The sequence below is a fragment of the Secundilactobacillus silagincola genome, assembly GCF_002583405.1.
Lineage (GTDB): Bacteria > Bacillota > Bacilli > Lactobacillales > Lactobacillaceae > Secundilactobacillus > Secundilactobacillus silagincola.
The window spans coordinates 182,788-207,154 of record NZ_BCMJ01000002.1 but is presented as its reverse complement, the minus strand read 5'-3'; the positions used below and the strand labels follow the sequence as shown (position 1 = coordinate 207,154).

At 44.1% G+C, this 24,367-nt stretch carries 24 protein-coding genes and 1 tRNA gene; 11 read left to right on the top strand and 14 right to left on the bottom strand.

Features of this window, described 5'->3' with window-relative positions:
* Nucleotides 1–43: 43 nt before the first annotated feature.
* Nucleotides 44–116, bottom strand: a tRNA-Ala gene (locus CES82_RS02820).
* Between the two features lie 68 nt (nt 117–184).
* Nucleotides 185–865, bottom strand: coding sequence for a Crp/Fnr family transcriptional regulator (locus CES82_RS02815; RefSeq protein ID WP_098823813.1), 681 nt, complete (start codon nt 863–865; stop codon nt 185–187).
* A gap of 187 nt (nt 866–1,052) precedes the next feature.
* Here CES82_RS02815 and CES82_RS02810 point away from each other — a divergent pair, with 187 nt between their 5' ends.
* Entirely contained in the window at nt 1,053–1,391 is a 339-nt protein-coding gene (locus CES82_RS02810) for a hypothetical protein (RefSeq protein ID WP_098823812.1), read from the top strand.
* 187 nt (nt 1,392–1,578) lie between these two features.
* Here the strand turns inward: CES82_RS02810 and CES82_RS02805 are convergent, their stop codons facing one another.
* From CES82_RS02805 to CES82_RS02790, 4 genes are all read right to left on the bottom strand, one after another.
* Nucleotides 1,579–1,968, bottom strand: coding sequence for a hypothetical protein (locus tag CES82_RS02805; protein ID WP_098823811.1), 390 nt, complete (start codon nt 1,966–1,968; stop codon nt 1,579–1,581).
* Between the two features lie 132 nt (nt 1,969–2,100).
* Entirely contained in the window at nt 2,101–2,310 is a 210-nt protein-coding gene (locus CES82_RS02800) for a hypothetical protein (RefSeq protein ID WP_098823810.1), read from the bottom strand.
* A 61-nt stretch (nt 2,311–2,371) separates the two neighbouring features.
* Nucleotides 2,372–3,658 carry a dihydroorotase gene (gene pyrC / locus CES82_RS02795; RefSeq protein ID WP_098823809.1) on the bottom strand — a complete coding sequence of 429 codons (1,287 nt, stop codon included), beginning with the start codon at nt 3,656–3,658 and terminating at the stop codon, nt 2,372–2,374.
* Between the two features lie 2 nt (nt 3,659–3,660).
* Nucleotides 3,661–4,605 carry an aspartate carbamoyltransferase catalytic subunit gene (locus tag CES82_RS02790; RefSeq protein ID WP_098823808.1) on the bottom strand — a complete coding sequence of 315 codons (945 nt, stop codon included), beginning with the start codon at nt 4,603–4,605 and terminating at the stop codon, nt 3,661–3,663.
* 354 nt (nt 4,606–4,959) lie between these two features.
* Here CES82_RS02790 and CES82_RS02785 point away from each other — a divergent pair, with 354 nt between their 5' ends.
* From CES82_RS02785 to CES82_RS02775, 3 genes are read left to right on the top strand one after another with little or no spacing between them, the layout of a single operon-like run.
* On the top strand, nt 4,960–7,347 hold the full coding sequence (locus tag CES82_RS02785) for a helicase C-terminal domain-containing protein (RefSeq protein ID WP_098823807.1): 2,388 nt from the start codon (nt 4,960–4,962) through the stop codon (nt 7,345–7,347).
* 2 nt (nt 7,348–7,349) lie between these two features.
* Complete coding sequence (locus CES82_RS02780) at nt 7,350–8,045, top strand: PH domain-containing protein (RefSeq protein WP_098823806.1); 696 nt, start codon at nt 7,350–7,352, stop codon at nt 8,043–8,045.
* On the top strand, nt 8,042–8,935 hold the full coding sequence (locus CES82_RS02775) for a sce7725 family protein (protein ID WP_098823805.1): 894 nt from the start codon (nt 8,042–8,044) through the stop codon (nt 8,933–8,935). Before CES82_RS02780 ends, CES82_RS02775 begins: the two co-directional genes overlap by 4 nt.
* A 280-nt stretch (nt 8,936–9,215) precedes the next feature.
* Here the strand turns inward: CES82_RS02775 and CES82_RS02770 are convergent, their stop codons facing one another.
* From CES82_RS02770 to CES82_RS02760, 3 genes are all read right to left on the bottom strand, one after another.
* Complete coding sequence (locus CES82_RS02770; protein ID WP_098823804.1) at nt 9,216–9,923, bottom strand: SGNH/GDSL hydrolase family protein; 708 nt, start codon at nt 9,921–9,923, stop codon at nt 9,216–9,218.
* 169 nt (nt 9,924–10,092) lie between these two features.
* A complete protein-coding gene (locus CES82_RS02765; protein WP_098823803.1) occupies nt 10,093–10,374 on the bottom strand; it encodes a hypothetical protein in 282 nt (93 codons plus the stop codon).
* A 197-nt stretch (nt 10,375–10,571) separates the two neighbouring features.
* Nucleotides 10,572–11,615, bottom strand: a complete 1,044-nt coding sequence (locus tag CES82_RS02760) for a lactonase family protein (RefSeq protein WP_098823802.1) — start codon at nt 11,613–11,615, stop codon at nt 10,572–10,574.
* 177 nt (nt 11,616–11,792) lie between these two features.
* Here CES82_RS02760 and CES82_RS02755 point away from each other — a divergent pair, with 177 nt between their 5' ends.
* The 3 genes from CES82_RS02755 (at nt 11,793) to CES82_RS02745 (ending at nt 14,027) form a co-directional block, all read left to right on the top strand.
* A complete protein-coding gene (locus tag CES82_RS02755) occupies nt 11,793–12,182 on the top strand; it encodes a hypothetical protein (protein WP_098823801.1) in 390 nt (129 codons plus the stop codon).
* An 80-nt stretch (nt 12,183–12,262) separates the two neighbouring features.
* Entirely contained in the window at nt 12,263–12,727 is a 465-nt protein-coding gene (locus tag CES82_RS02750) for a Fur family transcriptional regulator (RefSeq protein ID WP_098823800.1), read from the top strand.
* Between the two features lie 295 nt (nt 12,728–13,022).
* Nucleotides 13,023–14,027 (top strand): peptidoglycan recognition protein family protein, encoded by a 1,005-nt coding sequence (locus tag CES82_RS02745; RefSeq protein ID WP_225364824.1) that lies wholly within the window; start codon nt 13,023–13,025, stop codon nt 14,025–14,027.
* 120 nt (nt 14,028–14,147) lie between these two features.
* On the opposite strand, the gene CES82_RS02740 is transcribed toward CES82_RS02745, so the two are convergent.
* Both CES82_RS02740 and CES82_RS02735 read right to left on the bottom strand, forming a co-directional pair.
* Nucleotides 14,148–14,909 carry a YibE/F family protein gene (locus tag CES82_RS02740; RefSeq protein ID WP_098823798.1) on the bottom strand — a complete coding sequence of 254 codons (762 nt, stop codon included), beginning with the start codon at nt 14,907–14,909 and terminating at the stop codon, nt 14,148–14,150.
* The gene (locus tag CES82_RS02735) at nt 14,888–16,024 is read right to left on the bottom strand and encodes a YibE/F family protein (protein WP_098823797.1); all 1,137 of its coding nucleotides are present in this window, start codon (nt 16,022–16,024) and stop codon (nt 14,888–14,890) included. The genes CES82_RS02740 and CES82_RS02735 overlap by 22 nt, the downstream gene beginning before the upstream one ends.
* A 186-nt stretch (nt 16,025–16,210) precedes the next feature.
* Here CES82_RS02735 and CES82_RS12760 point away from each other — a divergent pair, with 186 nt between their 5' ends.
* On the top strand, nt 16,211–16,333 hold the full coding sequence (locus tag CES82_RS12760; RefSeq protein WP_263850118.1) for a hypothetical protein: 123 nt from the start codon (nt 16,211–16,213) through the stop codon (nt 16,331–16,333).
* Between the two features lie 81 nt (nt 16,334–16,414).
* On the opposite strand, the gene CES82_RS02730 is transcribed toward CES82_RS12760, so the two are convergent.
* The 3 genes from CES82_RS02730 to CES82_RS02720 all read right to left on the bottom strand — a co-directional run bounded on the left by CES82_RS02730 (nt 16,415) and on the right by CES82_RS02720 (nt 20,535).
* Nucleotides 16,415–18,217 carry an ABC transporter ATP-binding protein gene (locus CES82_RS02730; RefSeq protein WP_098823796.1) on the bottom strand — a complete coding sequence of 601 codons (1,803 nt, stop codon included), beginning with the start codon at nt 18,215–18,217 and terminating at the stop codon, nt 16,415–16,417.
* Entirely contained in the window at nt 18,210–19,943 is a 1,734-nt protein-coding gene (locus CES82_RS02725; protein WP_098823795.1) for an ABC transporter ATP-binding protein, read from the bottom strand. Before CES82_RS02725 ends, CES82_RS02730 begins: the two co-directional genes overlap by 8 nt.
* A gap of 163 nt (nt 19,944–20,106) precedes the next feature.
* Nucleotides 20,107–20,535, bottom strand: coding sequence for a universal stress protein (locus CES82_RS02720; RefSeq protein ID WP_098823794.1), 429 nt, complete (start codon nt 20,533–20,535; stop codon nt 20,107–20,109).
* Between the two features lie 246 nt (nt 20,536–20,781).
* On the opposite strand from CES82_RS02720, the gene CES82_RS02715 reads away from it, so the two are divergent.
* From CES82_RS02715 to CES82_RS02705, 3 genes are all read left to right on the top strand, one after another.
* A complete protein-coding gene (locus CES82_RS02715; protein WP_098823793.1) occupies nt 20,782–21,006 on the top strand; it encodes a hypothetical protein in 225 nt (74 codons plus the stop codon).
* Nucleotides 21,007–21,254: 248 nt separating this feature from the next.
* Nucleotides 21,255–23,174, top strand: coding sequence for a M13 family metallopeptidase (locus CES82_RS02710; RefSeq protein ID WP_098823792.1), 1,920 nt, complete (start codon nt 21,255–21,257; stop codon nt 23,172–23,174).
* A 191-nt stretch (nt 23,175–23,365) separates the two neighbouring features.
* Nucleotides 23,366–24,304 (top strand): nucleoside hydrolase, encoded by a 939-nt coding sequence (locus CES82_RS02705; RefSeq protein WP_098823791.1) that lies wholly within the window; start codon nt 23,366–23,368, stop codon nt 24,302–24,304.
* The last annotated feature ends 63 nt before the right edge of the window (nt 24,305–24,367 follow it).

Genomic DNA, 24,367 nt, shown 5'->3' with positions numbered 1-24,367 from the left:
ACAATCCTTAATCTTTCCTTAATCTTTTTTGAGCAAAACAAAATGGATCCAAACGGACTTGAACCGTCGACCTCCTACATGCGAAGCAGGCGCTCTCCCAACTGAGCTATGGACCCAATAAACCATAAACAGACTACCACTAATCGGGCAGTCTGTTAATAGTTGCAGTAATTAATTTAACTGACTAATTTTCCACCATCATTAAACCATCAATGTCATTAAGCTTAATGTGGTTGCGCCCTCGCTGCGAGATTAATCCCGACGTCGAGAACTGTTTCAGTTTCCGGCTGATTGTTTCCGGCGAAGTTCCTAGATAGAGCGCTAAATCCTTTTTTTGCAACGGTAAATCAAAGTCGTTAGTTTCTAATTCCGAGCTAGTTTCAACCAGGTAGTTAGCCAAACGCTCACCAACACTGGTAGTGAGCGTTGCCGCTGCCTGAGCCTCAAGTTCAGTCACCCGCTTACCTAAAGCGTTTAACATATTAATGGCAACCGTTGGTGACTGTTTAATTAATTTTTGAAAGTCCTGACGAGTGATTAAACAAATTTGTGTGTCAGTCAGTGCTTCTGCAGTGGTTTTTCTTTCCGAATCTTCGAACAAAACTGATTCGCCATCGAAATCTCCCGTCTGTAGAAGCCGAATCAACTGTTCTCGGCCATTAGCTGAGCTTTGGGTCACTTTGACTTGTCCGTGAGCCATAATAATCAATGAATCCGCATGGTCACCTGCCATGAAGACGAATTCACCCTTTTTGACGTGTCGATCCTGTACCAACTCAGCCACGGCAGAAATCGTGTCATGATCTAATTGCTGAAAGATCGGTACTAATTTGACACAAGCTATCGCATCATGATTTTCTAACATTGCGTTAACCTCCAATCCGGTTACCTTCCTGTTTCATTCTAACCCGATTATACCCGATAAAACAGTGATTGAACTTGACGTAAATCAAGTCCGATTAATTATTAATCGACAACCGCCATTTATCATTGCGTACACGTTGAATTTCGACCACAGAAAGTTTTAAAATGAATGAAAGAGGTGATTATTCTTGAAAAAATCTGAGAAAGCACTCAAAGACAGTGTTATCGTCGACATGAATGACTTCTTAATGGAGTATGGTGCCAAAAAATTAGGTAATCGAGATGACCTTGCGGAGGTCATTTATAACGCAGCAAAAGACGACGTTAAGGGCTTAGATTCACTATTTAAAGATGGTGGCGAAGCCCGTGAACATATCTATAAAGCCGTAGGTGAAGGATTTCTTTCGGACTATGAATCCGGAACGCCAGCTGATGAACTCGATAAAGAGTCTGAATCACTCGTACAAGAAGCCATCAGTTATCTCGGTAAACACGAAAAAGATCTAGATGACTGGAAGTTTAACTAAGTCACAATGCAAACGTTAGGATACAAATAATCCCCATTCTGATAAAACCATCAGAATGGGGATTATTTTCTTAAACGTGTTCAAACAAGCAAAGAGTTGCATACAGGCCTCAAGGCGTAAATTCCAAGTTCGGGAATTTTCGCCTTGAGGCCCTGTACTCCACTCTTTAAACGCTTGTTTTCACACTCTACTTCACAACAATATCATAGTGACCGCCATAAGTGCCACGATCATGAACAACACCCACACCTAATGGCGTCTTAATCTTAGTACCAAACTTTTTATTATTCGCTAAAATCAAATAGCCGTTCTTATCATGACCATTCAACGTGTAAGTTCCATCTGACGTGTAGGCGCCCATACCAAAAATATGAGAGCCATTTGGTGAATAATAGGTAAATACCCGGTGATGATAATGAACACGACCCATACGTTTAAACGCCGAGATGCTCATAATCGCATCTGCTTTGGGATTATATTTTATTTTTGCAGCTGCGTTCGTTCCGGTCACACCGGCAACGCCCGCAAACATTGATACGGTGAGTAATAGACTCGCTATCCAAGTTTTTAATGACAAGATTAATTCTCCTCAACAATCTAGTTCGTTCGTAAACAACATAGACTAGTATAGTCAAAGAAAATTACGTCAGTGTCTCATTCAAGTTAACATTTGTCAGCAATTTGAAACAATTGTCACACAACTGTTATATTACTCGTGCATTTTTTTGAATAACGCGGCTCTTAGATCAGTTCCCACTATCTCCAACACAAGCTTGATTAGCTGATCAGGCATATAACCTGTAACGTCTAATTGCGCCTCGTGCCCATTCACGTGAGTAATAACCGTACCGCTAATCTCCAACTCAATGTTATATGCAGCCAGCAATGGCTTTAAAGCAGCTAATTCTGCTCCAGTCATCTTTATTCCCCCAATCTTCACTACATTAATTATAGTGATTGGAGTCATCTCAAAGCAAGTATCAGTTAATATCTCGAAGCGGATAAACGTCTTGACCAGAAACAATCGTACGTACAGTCTTACCCAGAACTTGTTCGCCAATAAATGGTGAGTTATGCCCCTTAGATAAGAAATCATTAGCGTTGATCGTAAATGGCGTAGTGAGATCAAACAGTGCCAGATCAGCTGGTGCGCCTTCAGTAAGCTGCCCAGCATTGAGTCCAAACAATACCGCTGGCTGAACAGCCATCCAATTGATCAACTGTGCCAGACTAAATAGTCCCGTTTTCACAAAACGGGTGTACAGCATCGCAAATGCCGTTTCGCTACCAGTAATACCAAAAGGTGCCTTCAACATAGACTGTGCTTTTTCAGCATCCGTGTGCGGGGCATGGTCGGTGGCGATAACATCAATGGTACCGTCTAGCAGCCCCGCAATAAGCGCTTGTCGATCTCGTTCACTACCCAGTGGCGGATTCATTTTGAGCATGGCATTATCACTTGTAATCGTCTCATCGCTTAACAGTAAATGATGGGGGGAAACTTCACAGGTCACGTTCACCCCCGCCGCTTTAGCTGCTCGAATCACCTGAACCGTCGCAGCCGACGAGACATGGCAAACATGGTAATGGACTCCGGTAGCCGCGGCTAAAGCCACGTCCCTAGCAACTTGGGCAGTTTCGGAAACACTTGGAATTCCAGGTAATCCCAGTCGTTTTGACACACCGCCTTCGTGCATGACACCACCATAGGTTAAACTATCGTCTTCCGCATGGGCAACCACAGCCATGTTTAACGCCGCTGCCTGCTTCATTCCTTGATACATAGTGCACGCAGTTTGAACACCGTTACCATCATTACTGAATGCAAAGGCACCGGCAGCCTTTAAGCCAGCCATATCGACCAGTTCATCACCGCCACGATCAGTCGTAATGGTGGCATACTGAACCATATGAACTGCACCGTCTCGCTGATTTAATGCCAGCATGTCTTGCATCCGTTTCGGTGTGTCTGGAGCCGGAATGACGTTGGGCATCGCAGCAATGGTGGTATAACCGCCATGAGCAGCTGCTAAGCTCCCCGTTTTGACCGTTTCCTTATCTGTTTGACCGGGTTCCCGTAAATGAACGTGGAGGTCAACTAGCCCCGGGCTCACAAATAATCCCTGGGCATCAATGATCTGACCCACCGGAACGTTTGCTGCTAGGTGCTGCCCGAATTTTTCGATTTTGCCGTCAGCAATCAATATATCTTGCACTTGTAAATGCCCGTCAACTAGGCACTGACCGTTTTTAATTAATCGTTTCATGATTAATCCTCATCCACCAACCCTTGGTAGCGCAGCAAACTTGTCATAATTGCCATTCGCACGTAAACACCGTTAGCCATTTGCTGGAAAATTCTGGAACTGTCGCATTCTACTAAGTCATCCGCAATTTCAACTCCACGGTTCACTGGCGCTGGGTGCATGATGATGGCGTGTTCCTGCATCCGAGCCTTGCGAGCAGGTGTTAAACCGTACTCAGCATTGTATTTAGCCGCCGTAAAGTGCTTATTTTCTGTAGCATCCAGTCGTTCGTGCTGAACGCGCAGAAACATCATCACGTCCATATGATCAACTAAATCATCTACTGGCAACCAAGTCCCGTAAGCGTCAAAACGATCGTCGAACCACTTCTTTGGTCCGCCAAAGAAGACTTGAGCACCGAGTTTGTTTAAAACTTCCATGTTTGATCGAGCCACGCGTGAATGCGCTAAGTCACCGATGATAGCAACTTTTAAACCTTCAAAGGTGCCAAATTCTTCGTAAATGGTCATCATATCAAGCAACGATTGTGAAGGATGCTCACCAGAACCATCACCCCCGTTAGCGATGCCTACATGAATGTTGCGGTCGTTAACAAGTGCGTTGTAGTATTCGTTATGTCGATCACGGATAGCAACCACGTCCACACCGATAGCCTGCAGTGCCTTCACGGTATCGCCCATACTCTCACCCTTATTAACAGAACTGACAGCCGGGTTGAAGTCAACGACTTGCAAGCCCAATTTACGTTCAGCCATTTCAAAGCTGGTGTGGGTTCGGGTACTGTTTTCAAAGAACAGGTTGGCAGCGTAAACCGGTCGCGTCAGATGAATCTGTTTGCCGGCCTTAAACTGCTGGGCTTCTTTAATGAATGCCATCACTTCATCGGCATCCAAATCTTTCATACTGAGTACGTTTGCGTAACTTAACGGCTTGGTGGTTTCAATCATAGTTTTTTCCTCCTAAAATAAACGCGCCTTGCCGTGTTTGCAAAGCGCGCCTTTTCGGGTTTTATCCTTTGGACGTTTTGCTCTCACGGGAGACAATTAAATCGTCAGACAACAAAAACCTCTCTACCGCCTGTGGGTAGAGAGGTTCACCAAAGTCTAGACTCTGCGTCTAGTTCATCGTGCCTTCTTAGCCTCACAGGACTATTTGTTAAAGGTTTCATTGCTGATATCATACCCTGTTTATTTGTCGGAAACAAGTTCTTTTTCAAATTTTTTTGCGAATTGAGAACGGAAAACGGTTAATGACGTATCATGCTATAATGGGTTTCAGCTATGAACAAAGAGGAACGAAAAATGACAATCACCAAATTAGGGATTCGCGAACTAGTAGAATTCACACTGCGGTCTGGCGATCTTAACGCCAGCATGAAAAGCATGAATACTGCTTTAGAAGGCGCCCAAATTCACCGCATGTTGCAAAAATCACGTGGCGAACACTATCAAAAAGAATATAGTCTTGAACATGAAGTGAAACTGGCAGGCAAACCCTACTTAGTCCATGGTCGTGCTGATGGGGTCATTTTAAACGGCAACGACACCTTGATTGAAGAAATTAAAACCTCTGACGCAGCTTTTGAAGATTTGACCGAAAACACCCTAACACTGTATTGGGGACAGGCCAAAATGTACGCGTATATCTTGATGACCGATGAAAATTTGGAACAGTTAACTTTACAGCTGACTTACTATCGCCGGACAACCGAGGAAGTCACGACACGAAAAATGACTTATACATTAGCCGAAGCTACTGAATTTTTTAAGTCGGTCACTGCTGAATACGAAACCTGGTTGCAACTTCAAGCAGATTTACGAGACAGCCGCAACATTTCGATCAAAGACCTAACTTTTCCCTTCGATCATTACCGAACTGGCCAGCGTGAACTGGCTGTATCGGTCTACAAAGCGTTACGCCTTAAAAAACAACTATTCATTGAAGCCCCTACTGGTACGGGAAAAACGATTTCAACCGTCTTCCCATGTATTAAGGCAATGGGTGAAAACCAGATTCAGCGGCTCTTCTATTTAACTGCCAAACAAAGTACCCGGCGAGTTGCTGAGCAAGCACTAGCTTTGATGGCACAACGAGGACTGGTTCTTCGCAGCATTACGCTGACAGCCAAGGATACCATCACCTTCCCAGAAGAAGCGGATCTATCACCAGAAGAAAATCCTTTTATGGTGGGCTATTACGACCGGTTAAAACCCGGTTTGAAAGATATTTTAACCAATGAAACTGCCATTACTCGAGAAACGGTGGAAACTTACGCGCGCAAGCACCAACTGGACCCCTTTGAATTTTCATTGGATATCAGCTTGTTTTGTGATGTGATTATCTGCGATTATAATTACCTATTCGATCCGCAAGTCTACCTTCAGCGGTTCTTTGCTGTTGACCATGACGATGACAACTTTTTTCTCGTGGACGAGGCGCATAATTTGGTGAGTCGTTCCCGAGATATGTATTCCACAGAATTATCATTGGCACCACTAACTGATCTGATTGCAGCCACCAAAAACTCGGATGAGGGCACGCCGACCCTGCTAAGAGCTTTTCGAGCTATGCGACGCGCTTTCTTTAAGGTCGCGGGTCCACTGATTGAAAGCGGTGAGGCAGAAAGTGTCTTCAATAGTCCTGCCGATGATTTTAATAAAGCCGTCACTAAACTAAGTGACCATATCAGCGACTGGCTAGGCGACGAACAACGGCCGCAAACCGATTATACAAAAACCGTTTTGGATTATTATTTTGCGTGCTTAAGCTACTTGAAAATTGCTGACTTTTACGACGAAACCTACCGAACTAAAATTAATTTGGGTGATGATTACGACCGGGAAATCACCTTCAAACAGCTGTGTCTGGATCCTAGCGCGTTTTTGCGCGACTGTCTGGATAAGGGGCGCGGCGCAGTACTATTTTCGGCTACCCTTTCACCATTAGATTACTATCAGCGGGTACTTGGTGGCAATAAAGACAGCCTTTGCTATCAATTACCATCACCGTTCCCACCAAAACACCAGAGTATTTTGATTACTGACTACATCAGCACGACCTATCGCAGTCGTGAGGCTAATTTAGCCAAAATTATCACTGGCATCAAAACGCTAGTGAACGGCAAAGCGGGTAATTACTTGGTATTCTTACCCTCTTACAGTTTTTTAAGTACCGTTAGTTTGGCGTTCAAAACGGCCTATCCAGATTTAAAAACTGTCACTCAAACTCCCAACATGAATGAGTCGGACAGGTCAGCTTTTTTGGCTGCGTTTCAACCAAACCCAGACGAATCACTCGTTGGGTTCGCTATCCTGGGAGGCTTATTTTCCGAGGGAATCGATTTAACCGCCAACCGGTTGATTGGTGTCGCCATCGTTAGCGTCGGACTTCCAGGGCTAAGTACCGAAAATAATTTGCTGCGGGACTACTTTGATTCACAAGGTGAACCCGGTTTCGAATATGCTTATCAAATACCCGGCTTGAATCACGTCTTCCAAGCAGCGGGTCGACTTATTCGCAGCACCTCGGATCAGGGAGTTATTCTCCTAATGGATCAGCGATTTGCTAGTCAGCGATATACTCGCTACTTTCCGCCGCACTGGCAGTACCACCGTATTCTGCACAGCGCTGATGAATTGGCGCCCACTATTGAGCACTTCTGGGAAATGACCGATAAGGAGTTGAGTTAATTTTGAAAACGAAGCTCACGTTAGAACTGGAAAAAACACTATACGAAACCTGCATCGAGGCTGGCAGTATTGCAGTAGAGGAAGTTACCATGCCCGATGACCAAGGAATCGTGGATACTTTAAGCTATCAGCATTTACCAAATGGTACGGATGAATGGCGTTGCTACGAATTAAAGGTGACTAAAAGTGATTTTCATTCACACGCCAAACTTTCATTTATCGGGAATTATAACTACTTTGTTCTGCCGCTATCCCTCTATCAGGAGGTTGCAGATGAAATCCCGGCAGAAATCGGTGTCCTCAGTTATCAAAAATATGATCCAGCCCAGCTAGAAGTTGCTACTGAACCGGTCTTAACGCCGGGGTATCTAACCGTTGAAAAGAAACCACGGTATCAGGAGATTACCCTTGATCAAGGCGAATTAATGCGTCATTTCCTATATTCGCTTGCCCGGGAAGTCCGCAAGGCTAAACGAGTGGAAACAGGCATCAGTCAGTATGCCACCGACCGGCTCTTCAAAGAACTGAAAAAACGTCATCAACACTATGATATCTATGATCCAGAAAATAATTTTTACGACCGTTTTATTGACGAAACGCGTGCTAACGCGGTCACGGCCCTACAAGAAGAAGTGGACGCGTTAAACTTCGAAATTGCCAAACTGCAGCATCAACTCTATGAGGCGAAGCAAAAATGATCTATTACCCCTATTTTCGCGGTCGCCAATACGACCTGCGTGCGTTAACTGAATTTGCTGAGCGTGACCACATCGCAAACATTGTGCCCATTATTGAACCGGTGCGTGACGTACCTGCACTACCGAAAACAATCAAAGCGTTCAGTCAGCATCACCACCGATTAGCCGTTATCCAGAATCCCCAAGTGGATCACTATGACTATCAGGCCGCCAAACGTTATCCCATCGATGACTTGTTTGAACAGCCTGGTATTCAACGGGCCTACGTTTTAACACCACTGTTACCACCTAACCTTTTGGATAACAGCCTAGTGATCGTTCAGCACTATGCTGATTTAAAATTATTTCTTGATCACAACTGGTTACCCAATTCCGCCACGCTTTTGACTCCGCCCGAAGCTCGCATCCGCCAACTGCTTGCCGGCCGCCATTTCGGTCACTTATTTGATCATTACGCCGTGCCGGAACACAGTTTTGAATTTTCAACGATGCCAGACAGCTTCTGGTCTAACGATATCGAGTTCGCCCACCAATACCATGAAATCGGCTTTAGCGACTATCTGACTCAAGGCGCTGCCTACTTTGAACGTGGTCACCCTAGTCGAACAGTCACACTGCATTTAATTTACCTCGCTAATCATCAGGTACGCATCCGTCACTTTGTTTCTGACCAGCACGATGATTTTAAACATCAACGGGAAAAATACTTCGAAGCTTTGGCCAAGGCAGTTCAATGGATCAAAAGCCAACCAACTAAAAATCAGACAGCTGCTACTGCTAAATTAGTGGCGTTATCAGAGGAACACCACTTCCCTGGTATGGGTATGCTGAAGGCGCTGACGATTGAACATCATTTGGAGATCATGGAAAGGTATTTGGCGTTAGATTAATTTAGCAATCAATACAAAAACGCCATCCCAGCAATTGGAATGACGTTTTTTTGGCTGTTACTCTCCTAAACGTGTTTAAACAAGCAGAGAGCTGCATGTAAGGCAGGCAAGACATAAATCCAAGTTTGGGATTTTCGTCTTGCTCTTCGCTCTCATAAACGTGTTCAAACAAGCAAAGAGTTGCATATAAGGGGGACCAAGCGTAAATGCCCAAAGTTCAGGGCATTTACGCTTGGTCCCCCTTATACTCCACTCTTTAACCGCTTGTTTTCACACTCTCTTACTTTCCCATCGTTTTCGCCAACAACCCCACGTACGCGATGGCCCCCTTCGTTTGTAAATGCACATCGTCACCCGCAAACCAGGTCGGTTGATCCTTACTGAGACCATGCCAATCTACCATGTGCACATTAGGAATACTGTTAGCGATTGACGCAATCATCTGATTGGTCTGATCCTGCCACTTTTGCGTTGGCACGTGAGTATTGATCCAGTAGACCTGCCGTTTATTGCCAACTACTTTAAGAAAACGCGAAATATCAGCTTTCTTTGGCGGTCCGTTAGTCCCCAGATTAACCACAATGGTGTTAGCCAATTTATGTTCGTTCTTTAAATTCTGAGCAATCGTCGGTAACTCATAGAATTGCCGTCCCACAGCGCCATCAACTTGGGCATTGGGAAAAACCTGCTTCATTTCTGGCACAATATCGACCATGACCGAGTCACCAATTGCTGTAACCTTAACAGTATGCGCCTTGGCCGTTGCTTTGGGACTTAAATGATACTTCTGGGCCACCTTTTTCTCTGAGGCCGTTAATTTAATCGGTTTCGGTTTTGGCTTAGGTTTAGTGGCCGTTGGTTGACTAAACAAGTTAGCAATCGACTTATGCTCAACCGTGAAACCACCAATCAACACGATCACAACGAGAATCACCCAGAAAATGGGCCGTTTCAGTATTGATTTCCTTGGAGCTGCATGTCGCTTCATCGCACTATTCTCCTCTTTCTTCACTTCCTATATTTTAACATTCCTAAGCTACCAGTGGTATTTTTGTTACGTTTTCTACCACCTATAATAAAAGTAAAAATGAACCAATCCCACGTTGAGAATTGATCCATTTCACTGTGAAACGACTGTTTAATTCGATGTCGATTGTTTAAATACCAAAGACTAATTTGAGATACCCTGCAGCTAACGTTAAACCAATTAACCACAAGTCGAGCTCCTGTAATCCCCGTGCCTGTTTGGTCGTATCAAAAACGATGAAGTGACCGCTAAAAAGAACTAAGCTGGCAAACAATAGAAAGGCAAATAAAAATTCCGAAGTCCCCAGAATCAGACTGATGAAGGTGACAAGGTTCAGCGTCAATAACAAGACTCGCCCCCATGTTACCTCTCGTCCCATAGCCACCAACTGAAGATTAATTCGATTCATCATGTCTAACTCACTCCTATCCTGATAGTTGATTATCTAACCAAGGACATTGTAACGCTTCCAATACCGTTTTATAAGCGTTTGTAGCAGCTTTTAGCAAGTTCTAATCCAACCAAAAAGCCCGTGTCCTAAAGGTGATAGACACGGGCTTTTAAAAATGAGAGTGCTTAGATAAATCTTATTTACGCACTTTGTTTTACTTATTTAACGGGTGCGACACAAACGCCTTCTGGTACCTTAAAATCTTTTTGAACCAAGGTTAATTTACCAGTATCAGCATCACGGCTGTACAACGTTGCGTTATCAGTGTTTTGGTTAACTAAGATAATGAAACTTTCGTCAGCGTTAAAGTTAAAATCACGGGGGAAGTCACCTTCTGAAGGAATCTGATCAATCATCGTTAGTTCACCGTTATCTTCAACTTTGAAAGTCGCAATGGAGTTGTACCCACGGTTAGAAACGTAAACAAATTTGTTGTCGCTAGACAGGCGAATTGCAGCGGCACCGTTATGCTTAGTCCAATCGCGTGGAATGGTCTTTAATTCTTCTCGTAAAGTAAACTTGCCTGCCTTGGCATCGTAGTCTAAAACATCTACGCCACTGCCAAGTTCACCAACTAAGTAAGCCACGTTCTTGTCAGTGTTGAAAACAATGTGCCGTGGGCCAAAACCAGCAGCACACTTGAACTGAGACTTTTCAGTTAATTTGCCGTCATCACTTAAATCATAAAGGTAGACCACGTCTTCACCAAGGTCACAGGAAACTAACCGTTTATCCGGTGTTAAATCAGCAAAGTGTGGGTGTGGGCCATCTTGCTGTTCTGGAGCAGGACCAACGGCACCAGTATGCTGAGTGGTGTCCGCCGTAGTCAAAGTACCGTCTGCATTGATCTTGTAGACAATAACGACGCCGGTATGATAATTAGCGGTGAAAACCAATTGGCGGTCTTCATCAACAGCAACATAAGCTGGATTGGGACCAGCAATCAGGTTTTTATCCAGTTCTTTAAACGGCTTTTCGGCAGCATCAAAGACCTTCAAACCACCAATCTTCTTACCGTCTTCTGATTCCGCGTCAATAGCGTAAACCTTATGTGCCTTTGATTCGGCAACGTAGGTTGGATTGCCAGCGCGGCCAACTAATTCAAGGTTTTGTAACTGTTTCTTTTCCGTGTCTAATTGCAGTTCGTAAACACCTTCACTGCTCTTATGCGTATAGGTACCGATCAAAAATGTTTCGATCATGTTCAATCCTCCACTATGCTAATTTTATTTCAACGTGTCAATTATAGCACAGGTCTAGCCCGACCTTAAAAGGTGAATGATTTGTTTGTGATGATTTTTACTTGACTGAAATACTTCGAATCAAACACATTTTATGTTACACTCATAGACATTCACTCACAAAAAGGAAGTATTTTCATGGCAAAATTTGAACTTTACCACCCCATATTAACGCCGCATTACCAGTTAAATTGGCTGACCAATTTTAAAGTGAAGGATATCAATGCTTTACGCCAAACAATTAATCCCAACGAGTCCATGATTGAAACAGCTACCTATATCAACCGTGAAATGAGCACCGTCATGAATGATCAGGCCTTGACCTGGGGTGTCGGCGACAAACAAACCGATTGCTTCCTTGGGATTATTACCTTGGCTCCGGTGAATGGCACCTTTGAAACGACTGAACTCACAATTACCAGAGTGAACGGCAACGATCAAACACTCATTGATGAAATCAAAACCTATATGACCGAATTTTCTAAGAATCAGCTCCAGAGTTCCCAGCTGTCAGTTAAATTAAAATGAGGCTTTCTGGAATCTTTCTAAGAAAAGTGTTTTAATAAGGGTAACTAATAATTACTCTAATGTGAAAGGAGACTATAATCATGAAAGAACCCGATGCAACCCTTAGTACTGCGCTTGCTAAGCTTCGTGAACAGCACGTTCGGATTACTCCTCAGCGTAAATTAATTCTAGACTACCTGATGAATCATGAAAACCACCCGCCCGTAGAAGAAATCTACAAGGAATTGGCACCGCAAATGTCTTCGCTTAGTCTGGCTACCGTATATAATACACTGAACCTTTTCGTTGAACTGGGAATTGTCATTGAGATTCCTAACGAAAACGGCGGTGTCCGGTACGACTTCTTTGGCCGGCCGCACTATCACGCTATTTGTGAAAATTGCGGTAAGGTCACTGATATTTATGATCCCAATTTGCCACAAATTGCTAGTATGCTGGAAAATACGGCTCAAAAGCAGTCTGGGTATGATTTCAACGCCTGCCACATCGAACTTTATGGTCTCTGCCCCGAATGCCAAGCAAAAGGCATTACACGTGCTTCGTAAATAACGCCTAACTTTAAACGCAAAACCGGGTTAACTTTAACTTCAAAGTTGAGCCGGTTTTTTTAGATACTTGATTGAAATCTAAAATTAATGGCTTAAGCGTTTTGTTACCTGTTTTTAACATGAATGAAAACAAGCTCGGTTTAGCCTACCAAGACAGCGTCTATGCCTGTAATATTACAGGTTTAGTGGCCGTTGACAACTTGTCAATCATCCTTTTTCTCGGTAGTATGATTTCAGAGAATGAATCGACCGTTCATTAAAAATAAAATTTGTTTATAGAGAGATGATAAATGTGAAAAAATTTTCAAAGTTTTCATTATTACTTACTGGACTACTGACGTTATTCACAGTGGGTGCTGCCAGTACAACCACTGCTCACGCTGCCAGTTCAGCCGTAAATGATTATATTTCAAGTCAAAAAATTAAACCTGCTAAAGTGACCAAAACTCTTTGGGGTGGTTTCCCTAAGAATGCTTACCGGCATGGTGTTGGTAAACCAGAGGGTGTAGTCGTACATGAAACGGCTAACCCCAATTCCACCATTTACAACGAAATTGCTTATATGAAGGCACATTACAACAACGCTTTCGTTCATTCTTTCGTTGATGCTTCGCACATCATTAACATTGCTAATACGAACTACCTTGCTTGGGGCGTTGGCTTCCCTGGTAACGCTCGGTTTGTTCAATTCGAACAAGTCGAAGTTCACAGTAAGAGCGCCTTTGCCCACGAAGTTTCCAACGCTGCTTGGTATACAGCCTATCTGCTTCACCAATATGGCTTAAAGCCAAATGACGCTGCCTATGATGGTAACGGAACAGTTTGGTCTCACGGTTCAGTTGCTAAACACCTTGGTGGTTCTGACCATACTGATCCAGTTGGTTATTACTCAACCACTGGTAAGAAGTACTTTGGTCAAAGTTACAACATGGCCGCCTTCTATCAGTTAGTTCATTCATACTACTACAGTGATTTTGGTGGTTCTGCTTCAACACCAAGCAGTTCAGCTTCTGCAACCCCACTGGATAAAGTTACCTACAGTAAATTGACGACAACTGGTAAGCTTTCAAGTCAATATGCTAACTACCGTTTGTACAATCACGTTAAGAACGCATACGCTAACACTTCTAAGTACAGCTGGTCTTCCGTACAGGCTGCTGCAGGCAAAAAAGTCTACATTAACGATAAGGGTGTGAAGGATAAAGCAGGTACAACTTGGTACCGTCTCACTTTCAGCACCGCTAAGAACGCTAAACAGTACTGGGTATACTCCGGTGCCGTTGATTTAGATAAATAGAGTGTGAAAACAAGCGTTTAGAGAGTGAAGAATAAGGCACAGCCAATGGAAATCCCGGTTTTGGGGATTTCTGTTGGCTGTGCCTTGTTTGTGTTAAATTCTGGAATCTACCGAGTTATTTCACACTTTCTTTCTAGCCTGCCGCTCACTAGCCACCATTGCCCAAGTGGTTAACGGAATCGTGGCAATCACTGACATCATAGAAAATAGCACCATCAGCACTTCACCAACCAGAATTTTATCATTCAAAATTTCACCTAGGGAATAATGGACACCGGCGAACCAGATGAACAGTGCCAAAAAACCGCCAAAAAACCCGAAGAACAAGGTATTAAACGTCGTCCCAATGATTTGAGACCCCACCTTAAAACCGGCAGCCTGCAAATTTTTTAAAGTAATCTTAGGGTGCTGTTCCAGTATTTCAGCCAGTCCGGCAGCAATCGCAATGGCTGCTTCGGCAATGGCACCTAACGTACTCAAGATTGCCGTAGAGATGGCCACGTTTAGATAGCTGATTCCTAAAATCGTGGACATCCCTTCCAAGTCTTCGCTATCTTCTTGTCCAAATCCCTGAATCTGTGCCCAATGTTCAATGGGAATAATTAAAATGACCAGCAGGATCAAAACCGCCACGGAAGCATAGAAAGCTACCATAGTACTGTTAGAATCATTGCCACCAAGGAAAATAGTCATTGCCAACACGATAATCCCCGTTACCAACGTGACTAAAACGGGCGAAAAGTGGAAGGCCATCAGTACCATAGCAAAGAACAGCGCGCCAAAGTTAAAGAGTAAGCTGATCCAAGCCTGCAATCCCTGAGTACCACCCACAGCAACCATGCAAATGAGTAAAAGTAAACCTAGCGCTGTAATCGTCCCCATGACTTATGACCTCCAATCATTAGACTTGTAATGCCACAGGCAAGAGGAATCGTCAATACGATACCAATCCCGCTAATGAGGCTTTGAACCACCCCAAGCGACATAGTCATATTAAAGGTATATCCCCACGAGTTGGCGTTTTTCAAAAATAGCAAAGCCAGTGGTAAGGTCTCGGCCACGAAGATAAAGAACAGCACGTTCACTAACGGTCCCATGATCTCGCCGCCAATTTGTCTGCCAGACTTAAAAATCTGTTTCGCTGAAATATCTGGTTTCTCCGTTTTTAATGCCATCAACGAGGCAATAATATCCGTTGATTCATCCATAACCGCTCCCAAGGAACCCAAAATCGTTTCGGCTAGGAATAGCGGTCGCGGCAATTGAGTCACATACTGCATTGATTCATAATACACGCCACGTTCATGGGTTAGCGCAAACACAGCCAGTGCCACAATGATTGCAATCGCAGTACCACCGATCGTTGCCAGTAACGTCATTAACATTTGCCGGTTAAAGCCAATCACGATCAATAGTGTTAATGCCGCAAAAACAATGGCTAGACCACCAAAAATAGCGAGGACGATTCCACCTTGAGTATGGGTGTTCCAGCTAACTGCTAGCCAGAATAAAACACCGTTAACAATCACACTGGTTAGTGCCATTAAACCGCTAAACCGCATCAAAACTAGGAGAAGACTAACCGTCAGCCAAACTGTAAAAGCTAAAGCCGTATCCCGTTTAAGGTTACTAATGGTTGCTGAGATGCGATTCCGATTATGGTGCACGGTCAGAAATACCTTTTGACCGCGATGATACCCCAGCGTCGTTGCTTGCGACTTCAAATAAGTATTCTCAATTTTTAGTTTTTTCCCTTTATCGTTTCCGTTGGTAATTACACCATCTAATTCCTGTTCAACTTGACGATCCTCGTTGTTAAACTGGTCGGACTGTTTGTCTGAACTGATTTGCTTAACGGATTGAATTTTTAAAATGGGCGTTTGGTACAGTTGGTCGTCATGCGCCACACCAAATACCAGTAATGCGCCTAAGATGACCACCAAGTACGGCCACCAGCGTTGCCATAAAGAATGCGTCTGCTTTGCTCCAATTATCATTTCACTACCACCTTGTCACAAACCATCATATCATACGGGCCGTTGTGGGATTCATAGCACTAACAGATTTAAACTAACCGTTAGTTTTTACTTTTTTCAACAACTATTCTTGCAATTGAGTGGGTATATAGGGTAGAATGGTCGAGTGATTGATTACACCATATTCAAGAAGTGAGGGTTAGACACATGAGAAAAGCACATCCACATGGCGTACAAGGCCGTCGTCCAGTGAACCAAAAGAAGGACGCCAAGCGCCAAAAAGAAATTTCAAACTTGCAACAATGGCTTAAGAGCGAAAACAAGAAGTAATTCTTGTTAATCGCAAGCATTGCAAGTAAAAAAGGTCTCATTTAAGCGACTATGCATGGTCACTTAAATGAGACCTTTTTTCTATCCTAATCCCTGATAGAGTTCGTAGTATCGCCCATGATGCTGCAGTAATTCCTCGTGAGTACCCCGTTCAATGATTTGACCGTTGTCGATCACCAAAATCAAATCTGCATTAAAGACCGTGGATAGCCGATGAGCAATCACAAAGGTGGTCCGGTTGGCCATCAAGTTATCCATGCCAGCCTGAACCAAACGCTCCGTTCGGGTATCAATATTGGAAGTTGCTTCATCTAAAATCATTACCGGTGGATCCACGATTGCAGCGCGGGCAATAGCCAGCATTTGACGTTGCCCGGACGACAATTCCTCACCATCACCGGTAATCTCCGTGTCGTAACCAGCTGGCAGCTCCTTAATAAAAACATCTGCCCGCGCCAACTGGGCCGCAGCAATCACTGCCGAATCGTCAGCATCCGGGATACCATAACGAATATTATCCCTAATAGTCCCCGTAAACAAATGCGTATCCTGTAACACAATGGCCAATGCCCGGCGCAGATCGGCCTTTTTAATGGTTGAGATATCCACACCATCATACATAATCTGACCACTATCAATATCGTAGAATCGATTGAGCATATTGGTAGTCGTCGTCTTTCCGGCCCCAGTTTCACCAACTAGGGCTATTTTGGCGCCTGCTTGTGCTTCAAAACTTAAATCGTGCAACCCAGCGTTAGACTGCGGATACGTAAAATTCACGTGGGAAAATTTGATGTTTCCCTTCACTGGCACCCGTGGCTGTGAAGTATCTGCTGGCTGCCAAAACCAGCTTTCACCCTGTTTGATTAACGTGGTGGTTCCTTGGTCATCCTCTGGTACTTCATCCAATAGCTGAAAAATTCGTCCAGCACCCGCCATCGCCTGAATAATTGAATTTAATTGCTGTGAAATTTGGGCAATCGGCTGACTGAAAGAACGACTAAGCTGCAAAAACGCGGCGATAGTCCCTAAAGTGATCAGCGTTGGGTGCATAATGGCTAAACCACCACCTAGCACCGCAATTAACACGTACAGCAAATTTCCCATATTGCCCATTATGGGAAAGAGCATGGTGGCAAAACCGTTGGCATACCTCGCATCATTTCGTAGGGCGTCATTATACGTTTCGAACTCTGCTTGCACCTGTTTTTCGTGGGAAAACACCTTAATCACCCGTTCACCGTTCAGCATTTCTTCAACAAAGGCGTCCAACTTACCTAGAGAAGCCTGCTGAGCTCGAAAATATTTGGCACTGCGATGAGTCAGCCAGCGCACGATCATAATACTGGTCGCAAAAATCACCAGTGAAACTAAAGTCAGTACCGGACTCAACAGCAACATGGCTGCTAGTGCAAAAGTTACGTTAAACAAGGCCACCACAAACTGCGGAAAACTTTGCGTAATCAGCTGCATCAAGGTATCCACGTCGTTTGTGTAACGACTCATAACGTTACCGTAGTCGTTTTGATCAAAGTAACGCAGCGGTAGCACCTGCATTTTTTCAAACATCTGATCCCGAATCGACTCTTGAATGCGTTGACCAACCACCGCCATGATTTGTGAGTAAATCACGGTAGCAATCACCCCAACGTAAAAAATAGCCGCCATCACACCGATTGCAACCAGTAGCGGTTTAAAATCCGGATTAGTGGCTCGGGTCAACGGCATAATATAGTGATCGATTAACCGTTGAATGAACAACGAACCAGCCACTCCTGATAAAGCGCTTAAAATAATGGCTATTAGGCTGATACTCAGCCAACCCTTATAATCACTCACCAACAGTCTCAACAGGCGCCAGAAGACCTCACGTCGCTTATTCATGGCCGTTGCCTCCCGTCTTCTGCTGTGCCTGGTAAAGTTGCCGGTACCATTGATTAGAAACCATTAATTCGTCATGGGTGCCAATGGCTTCGATACCACCGCGTTTCATAATAATAATTTGATCAGCATCAATAATGCTGCCAATTCGCTGAGTGATCATCAGCTTGGTGACGTTAGGCAAGTCTTGTTTAAACGCTTGGCGAATCCGCGCTTCAGTCTGCGTATCAGTAGCGCTAGTGGCATTATCCAGAATCAAAATTTTAGGCTGCTTCAATAGTGCTCGCGCGATGGTCAGTCGCTGACGCTGCCCACCCGAAACATTTTGACCAGTCTGCTCAATTTGAGTATCCAAACCCGCTGGTAAATGCGCCACAAAATCCTTAGCTTGGGCCTGCTGAAGTACCTGATCAAGCTGTTCATCTGTGGCATCCGGATTACCCCACTTTAAATTTTCCCGAACCGTACCCGAAAATAAAATAGTATTTTGCAGCACCATCGCGACTTGGTCCCGTAAAGTTTTCAAGGCGTATTGCCGCACGTTTTTCCCACCGACGCGGACGACACCGCTAGAAACATCGTACAATCGTGGAATCAGTGACACCAAGGTCGTTTTAGACGTCCCCGTTTCGCCAATAATGCCGACTACGGCACCACTGTTAATGTGTAGATTAACGTCGTTTAACTGATCATCATCCGTACCCGGATAACTAAACGTCACGTGTTCAAAATCAATGCTGCCATCTGGTACTTCAGTCTCAGCATCAGGTACCGCCACAATGTCTGGTGCTGTTTCTAGCACCTCTACCGCACGTTCCGCAGATGCCTGTGAAACCGACAACTGCGAAAAAATCATCGCCAGCATGTTTAAACTGTATAAAATCGAAATGCTGTACGTGAACAAACTGACGAATTGACCGATTTCCAGAGCTTTACCGACAATCAACTTAGCACCCAGCCAGGATAAAATCAGCATGGTCGTACTGATCACAAACTGCATCAGTGGCATGTTCAGGGCAACGATCCGCTGTGCTTTGGCAAAAACCTCAGCGATTTCCTTTGCTGACTGACGAAATTTAGAGATTTCAGCACCTTGCTGACCGTATGTTTTCACCACCCGAATGCCACGCAAATTTTCTCTGACTACCCGGTTTAATTTATCGTATTGACGAAAAACTTGCCTAAAAAGCGGTCGAGATTTTTTAACGATCCAGAACAACCCGATTGCCAGCACCGGAACAACGCAAACAAATAACCAGCCCGCCTGCCGACTGACTAAAAACGCCATGATGATTGAAAACAACAGCATGGACGGGGCTCGAACCGCCACTCGGATCAGCATTTGATACGCCGTTTGAATGTTAGTGATATCGGTGGTCAGCCGGGTCACTAAGCTTGAAGTGGCAAAATGGTCCAAATTTTGAAAGGAAAAGGTTTGAATTTGACTGAAAATATCGTGCCGTAAATTCTTGGCAAAGCCAGCTGCCGCTTGACTAGAAACCCAACTGGCACCGGCACCAAACGTCAGTGAAACCACCGACATCAGTAAAAGTAATACGCCAACCTTAATCACAACCGATAAATTACCAGGACGAATCCCCTGATCAATAATTGCAGCCATCAAAAAGGGAATAAACGTCTCAATGGCCGATTCTGAAACTACGAGCAATGGTGAAACAATCGTTTGAAGCCGGTATTCACGTACCGATTTTAATAACGTGTGCAACATGGCTTACACACCCCCACGTACTGAAATTACCGTAAGTTTACCATGAGTCTCATTAATTTTATGGAAAAAACACTTGTCGTTTATTTGTTTCAAAAAAGCATGCCTCCCGACTAAATATCAGTCGAAATGCATGCTTTCTAAGCTTAAATTTTACGCGTTTATGCTACTCACCAACAACCAGAACTGGCGTGATTGACCGACGAACCACATACCCGGTAGTTGATCCCATAATGGCTCGGTTCAAACCGTGAACACCCGATTTACCAATGACGGTCAAAGTAGTATCCAGTAAATCTGGCAAGGTCTCCGAAATGGCCTGCTTTGGAATACCGACCTCAAAATCCGTTTCTACATCCACGCCAGCATCCTTAGCACGCGTCTTAGCCGCCTGCAATGATTCTTCAGCCTGTTCCTTCATGTGTGCCATAATGTCGTCGCCAAAAATTGCCCCATATTGAGTGTAACTCTGATCGTTAGCAATCGCGACAACCGTGATCTTTGACCCATAGTGTTTCGCAATATCAACCGCAGCATCAAGCGCCCGATAAGCATTCTCACTGCCATCAATTGGAACTAAAATTTTCTCAAACATGAATGACACCTCCGCTTCTTTTCTACTTTTATGCTACCACATTTGAAAGCGCTAACGTTAAAATATGTACCAAAATAATGTGAGCATTTTCACCTTTGTTTTCATGAAAAAAGAGTTCAAAAAATTTTTTCTTTGGTAAATCGCCACGCAACAGTACGTCGCTTGACCTGCTCAAAATGTCAAGATTGAATTCTATATTTTGGCTCCCTATAATGAAGCTTGAGTTTTTAAATCGGGGGGATATCAATGCAAGAAACAACCAAGGATTTATCATCTACTATTACAAAAGCCTATCACCATAATTGGGTGATCAAGTTGACGTTAAGCCAATCTAAAGCTGTCACGGGAATGGTAAATACTTCCCCAAGTGACGGTGTTTTTTACCTAACCCATGATGGCGATATTGAACGGTTCGAACTAGAAGACTTAAACAACGTTACCGTAATTGAAAAAAATTGGTGGAAAATTTAGTACGAGTTTAACGTTATGAAGGCTGGCCAACGATTCGTTAACAGTCTAAGCTGGTTTTAGTCACTATTACATTTAATTGAATAGTCTCATCTTTCAGCTAAATACGACTGAGTGATAATTACAAAATCTGGCGGGTCTCGAAGTTTATTGACAACTTTGAGACCGGCTTTTTGTAATCAATCTTGTATCAAAGCCACTGGGGTAGCAGTATAATAAGAACAGTCTACTAATCAGATGGAGGTTATCAAATGGCAGATAAAATTGATCAAGATTTAATAAAAACTGATTTATACGACGCTGTAAACGGCGAATGGCTTAAAACAGCCACCATCCCTGGCGACCACTCAACTACAGGTGGGTTTACCGACCTCTCGGATGGGATTGAAAAAACGTTAATGGCCGACTTTAAGGATTTATTAGCGGGTAAATTAACACCTGAAAACGATGAAATGAATGAATTTAAGAAATTCTATGAACTTGTTAGTGACTTTGATAAGCGGGAAAAAGACGGCAGTGCACCATTAAAACCCTACCTTGACCGCATCGAAGCACTTAACAACTATCAAGATCTCAGTGACCAGCTGGCTGACTGGATTTTAGCCGGTCTGCCAACACCTTTCTCACTGGATATTGATTCAGATATGAAGGATTCCACTAAGTATGCACTGTTTGCTAGCGGACCACGCTTATTCTTGCCCGATAAGACCTATTATGAAAAGGATAACCAGGCGGCTAAACAGTTAATGCCAGTTCTGGAGAAGATGATGACTCAGTTATTCGAACAAGCTGGGTACGAAACATCAAAAGCTAAAACTATCATTGAACAAGCAACCGCCTTTGATAAACTGATTGCACCTCACGTTAAATCAGCCGAAGAAGGTGCTGATTACAGTAAGATGTACAATCCACGAACACTTGACCAGATTGCCGATAGCACTAATAAATTGGATCTGAGAACCGCTATCACGACTCTGGTTCATGGCACACCTGAAAAAATTATCGCAACGGAACCGGCCTTCTTCGATGCTTTAGGTGATCTACTGACCGATGATCACTTCCAGATGATGAAGAGCTGGCTCTTGTTTAAGACGGTAATGGGCTTATCCAGCTATTTAACCGACGAGCAGCGTCAAACTAGCACCATCTATGGCCGTGCGATGAGTGGCCGTAAAGAAGCTCGTAGCCAAGAAAAAGCCGCTTATGATTTAGCTACCGGCACCTTTGACCAAGTCGTTGGTGACTACTATGGCCGCAAATACTTTGGCGAAGCTGCTAAGCAAGACGTTCATGACATGGTCGTCAAAATGGTCAACGTTTATAAGAAACGCCTGGCTAACAATACCTGGCTTGGTAAAGCAACCCGTGAAAAAGCGATTTTGAAGCTTGATAAATTAGGCATTCAAGTCGGCTATCCAGACAAGATTGACCCACTCTACAGTAAATTCAAAGTCACTACTGCTAGTGAAGGCGGTAGCGTGCTGTCCAACTTGATGACATTCACCCGCATCCGTAACGAAGACGATTTTGCACGCTGGAATCAACCCGTTGACAGAAGCCGTTGGGAAATGAGTGCCTCAACTGTGAACGCCTACTTCCACCCCTTCTACAACATCATTGTGTTCCCAGCAGCGATCCTGCAAGCACCGTTCTACAGCTTGAAACAGTCTTCCAGTGAAAACTTTGGCGGTATCGGTGCCGTGATTGCCCACGAAATTTCTCACGCTTTTGATAATAACGGTTCGTTATTTGACGAAAACGGCAGTCTCAACAACTGGTGGACGAAAAAAGACAATGAACACTTCCATGAATTAGCAGAAAACATGGTGAAAGAATTCGATGGTCTGCCTTACGCCGGTCAAAAAGTAAATGGTAAGCTGACCGTTTCTGAAAACATTGCTGATGGTGGCGGCCTTAGCTGTGCGTTGGAAGCAGCTAAAGGTGAACCGGACGTGGATCTGAACGCTTTCTTCCTCAACTGGGCCAAGATTTGGCGCCAAAAGGCTACTCCGGAACGCGAACAACTATTGCTGTCCATTGACGTTCATGCGCCAGCCAAACTGCGGGCCAACGTTCAAGTTCAAAACCTCGATGATTTCTTTAGCACTTTCAACATTCAACCGGGCGATAAGATGTATAAGGCACCGAAGGATCGTGTGAAAATCTGGTAGAGTGTGAAAACAGGCGTTTAGAGAGCGGAGTGTAAGTGGATAATGCTAAAAATCTTGGGCTTGGATTATTAGCGTTATCTGCTTACATGTAGCTCTCTGCCTGTTTGAACACATTTAGACTATATTGACGCGTAGAACCCCAAGTACGGTTATCACTAAATTTTGGCTAAAAATAACTGGAGGTCTTTCCCTTGCATAATGTCTATTTTGATCACGATGGTAACGTCGACGATCTGGTTTCACTTTTACTGCTACTTCAGATGCCCGATGTTAATCTTATTGGTGTCGGTGTTATCGATGCTGACGGCTATGTCGATCCTGCATCTTCTGCTTCCCGGAAAATCATTGACCGGTTTGGTCATGAGGGTCGTAAACCAGCTACCGTGGCTAAATCGAATTCACGACCAGCACATCAGTTTCCTAAAGAATGGCGGTTAAGCGCTTTTTCGTTTGATGACTTCCCCATTCTAAACGAACATGGTGAACCAAAAACACCGTTGGCAACAAAACCAGCCCATCTGGACATGGTCGATGCCATCAAACAATCCGACACACCTGTCACCCTCGTGATGACAGGACCGTTAACTGACTTAGCTCGTGCGTTGGCCACTGATCCAACAATCTCTGACAACATTGAGCAGCTATTCTGGATGGGCGGTGCCATGAACAGCCAAGGAAACGTTGCAGAACCTGGGCAAGACGGTACAGTTGAATGGAACGCTTACTGGGATGCACAAGCAGTGAAGAAAGTTTGGGACTCACCGTTAAAGATTACCATGGTGGGCTTGGATAGTACGGACCAAGTCCCATTGACTAAAGAATTAAGAACACGCTGGGCCAAACAACGGCAGTATCCAGCTCTTGATTTAATTGGTCAGGGATATTCACTCGTCCATTCCTTTGAAGCCAATTCGACTTACTACCTTTGGGACGTTTTAACGACTCTAATCAGTAACTATCCCGATTTAGTTGATTCAATCGCCGTTAAAAGTGATGTGATCGACCACGCACCTTCTGAAGGCCGGACCTTCATCACCGAAAACGGACGTGACATTACCTTCGTCACCAACGTTCACGCTGAAGCGTTTTTCGATAAAATTGATGAACTAGCTAAACTCGCTACTAATTAACTCCTATATAGATAGCAAAAGCGGATACCCCAAAAAAGGTATCCGCTTTTTACTATTTAGTTT

What these genes read in the sequence shown, in the direction of transcription:
- CES82_RS02765 (WP_098823803.1), bottom strand. Translation starts at nt 10,374, where the DNA reads ATGATGAATCGAATTAATCTTCAGTTGGTGGCTATGGGACGAGAGGTA.
- pyrC (WP_098823809.1), bottom strand. Translation starts at nt 3,658, where the DNA reads ATGAAACGATTAATTAAAAACGGTCAGTGCCTAGTTGACGGGCATTTA.
- CES82_RS02720 (WP_098823794.1), bottom strand. Translation starts at nt 20,535, where the DNA reads ATGTTTGAGAAAATTTTAGTTCCAATTGATGGCAGTGAGAATGCTTAT.
- CES82_RS12760 (WP_263850118.1), top strand. Translation starts at nt 16,211, where the DNA reads ATGAGAAAAGCACATCCACATGGCGTACAAGGCCGTCGTCCAGTGAAC.
- CES82_RS02710 (WP_098823792.1), top strand. Translation starts at nt 21,255, where the DNA reads ATGGCAGATAAAATTGATCAAGATTTAATAAAAACTGATTTATACGAC.
- CES82_RS02755 (WP_098823801.1), top strand. Translation starts at nt 11,793, where the DNA reads ATGGCAAAATTTGAACTTTACCACCCCATATTAACGCCGCATTACCAG.
- CES82_RS02800 (WP_098823810.1), bottom strand. Translation starts at nt 2,310, where the DNA reads ATGACTGGAGCAGAATTAGCTGCTTTAAAGCCATTGCTGGCTGCATAT.
- CES82_RS02725 (WP_098823795.1), bottom strand. Translation starts at nt 19,943, where the DNA reads ATGTTGCACACGTTATTAAAATCGGTACGTGAATACCGGCTTCAAACG.
- CES82_RS02750 (WP_098823800.1), top strand. Translation starts at nt 12,263, where the DNA reads ATGAAAGAACCCGATGCAACCCTTAGTACTGCGCTTGCTAAGCTTCGT.
- CES82_RS02775 (WP_098823805.1), top strand. Translation starts at nt 8,042, where the DNA reads ATGATCTATTACCCCTATTTTCGCGGTCGCCAATACGACCTGCGTGCG.
- CES82_RS02735 (WP_098823797.1), bottom strand. Translation starts at nt 16,024, where the DNA reads ATGATAATTGGAGCAAAGCAGACGCATTCTTTATGGCAACGCTGGTGG.
- CES82_RS02740 (WP_098823798.1), bottom strand. Translation starts at nt 14,909, where the DNA reads ATGGGGACGATTACAGCGCTAGGTTTACTTTTACTCATTTGCATGGTT.
- CES82_RS02715 (WP_098823793.1), top strand. Translation starts at nt 20,782, where the DNA reads ATGCAAGAAACAACCAAGGATTTATCATCTACTATTACAAAAGCCTAT.
- CES82_RS02760 (WP_098823802.1), bottom strand. Translation starts at nt 11,615, where the DNA reads ATGATCGAAACATTTTTGATCGGTACCTATACGCATAAGAGCAGTGAA.
- CES82_RS02730 (WP_098823796.1), bottom strand. Translation starts at nt 18,217, where the DNA reads ATGAATAAGCGACGTGAGGTCTTCTGGCGCCTGTTGAGACTGTTGGTG.
- CES82_RS02770 (WP_098823804.1), bottom strand. Translation starts at nt 9,923, where the DNA reads ATGAAGCGACATGCAGCTCCAAGGAAATCAATACTGAAACGGCCCATT.
- CES82_RS02785 (WP_098823807.1), top strand. Translation starts at nt 4,960, where the DNA reads ATGACAATCACCAAATTAGGGATTCGCGAACTAGTAGAATTCACACTG.
- CES82_RS02815 (WP_098823813.1), bottom strand. Translation starts at nt 865, where the DNA reads ATGTTAGAAAATCATGATGCGATAGCTTGTGTCAAATTAGTACCGATC.
- CES82_RS02790 (WP_098823808.1), bottom strand. Translation starts at nt 4,605, where the DNA reads ATGATTGAAACCACCAAGCCGTTAAGTTACGCAAACGTACTCAGTATG.